Consider the following 1,263-nt stretch of genomic DNA (forward strand, 5'->3'; position numbering starts at 1 on the left):
CCCTTTATGGAATCGCTTTCCCGGCAATTTTTCGAACCCATAAGTGAGCGGATTTCCATGGAGCTGCCTTTAATAATCGACCAATTGTTAAATAGGTTTTCGAACTATTCGTGTTCAGTTGTGCCAACACATGTAGGCAATACACAATCATCGCAATGTAGACTTGATTATGCACGCCCTGTTCACTTTGCGCGTAAAACTTTTTAATATTTAGGTGTTGTTTCAACCATTTGAAAAATAGTTCAATTGCCCAGCGCGATTTGTACAGTTCTGCGATTTCGTCTGCGTTTAAATCAAACCGATTTGTAAGTAACTGCAGCTCATTTCCTTTTGTATCCGTTACTTTGACCCGACGAAAGTAGTTTTCTGCTCGGTTTTGGGGTGTGCCAATTAAAATCATTTCATCGGATAAGGCGATTGATTCTTCGGGCAATTGAAAGGCTTCAACGACACGAACCGCTGCGTTTTTTCGTAAGCGCGAGACAAAGAAATAACCGTCATCCGTCATCTGATCAAATTGTTTATAGTCTAAATAACCACGGTCAAAAACGTACATGCATTCCTTGTCGTCAACGAGCAGTTCGAGCTGACCATGATCGTGCTCAATCGCATTTGTGAGAATCGCCTGATCCGGATACGAATGCCCTTCTTCTACGTAAATGAGTCGTAAATGAAGCTTGATGCCCGACTTCGTTTGGCGAAATTCAGCCCACTTATGGTTGTTCAAATTCAACGGCAACGTACTCGAATCAATGATTTTCAATGGTGTCGTGATTTGCCGGCGCTGCTTATACTGTGCCTTTTCGTGAATTTGAGCGACTAAATCATAAAATACCTGTTGAAACACCTCTGTTGGTACGTAATTTAACCGACGACCTAACTGTGAAAAGCTGATGGATGTTAATTTAGTGGCTTGTTGAAGTTCATCTGAAAATAACTTCAATTGCACATCGCGCATACTTTCGGCTTCATTCAGTTGGGCGAACAGCAGTAGTTTTAAAAATGAATCCATGTATAGCTTCTTTGTATAGTTATTTAATTGATGGGTTTCAACCAAATCCGCGAATTTCGTGGAGGAGATGGGTGAAAACCATTGTTCAAATGATGTTTTTCGTGTAAACTTATCCATGCTTGAGTCCTTTGTATTGGATTTGGATGGTTTGCTACCACCAACCAGTATAAAGGATTTTTTTATGCTTGGAATAGATGACAGAAATTTCAGTTTAATTAAACGCGTTGGATTATTTTAATGCGACGCTAGTG

At 40.2% G+C, this 1,263-nt stretch carries 1 protein-coding gene; it reads right to left on the bottom strand.

The window, feature by feature from the left end:
* Positions 1 to 4: 4 nt before the first annotated feature.
* Complete coding sequence (locus ACIQVU_RS20240) at positions 5 to 1,129, bottom strand: IS4 family transposase (RefSeq protein ID WP_340803732.1); 1,125 nt, start codon at positions 1,127 to 1,129, stop codon at positions 5 to 7.
* Positions 1,130 to 1,263: the final 134 nt, after the last annotated feature.

Source organism: Lysinibacillus sp. NPDC098008 (assembly GCF_044760715.1).
Taxonomy (GTDB): Bacteria; Bacillota; Bacilli; order Bacillales_A; family Planococcaceae; genus Lysinibacillus.

What these genes read in the sequence shown, in the direction of transcription:
- ACIQVU_RS20240 (WP_340803732.1), bottom strand. Translation starts at nt 1,129, where the DNA reads ATGGATAAGTTTACACGAAAAACATCATTTGAACAATGGTTTTCACCC.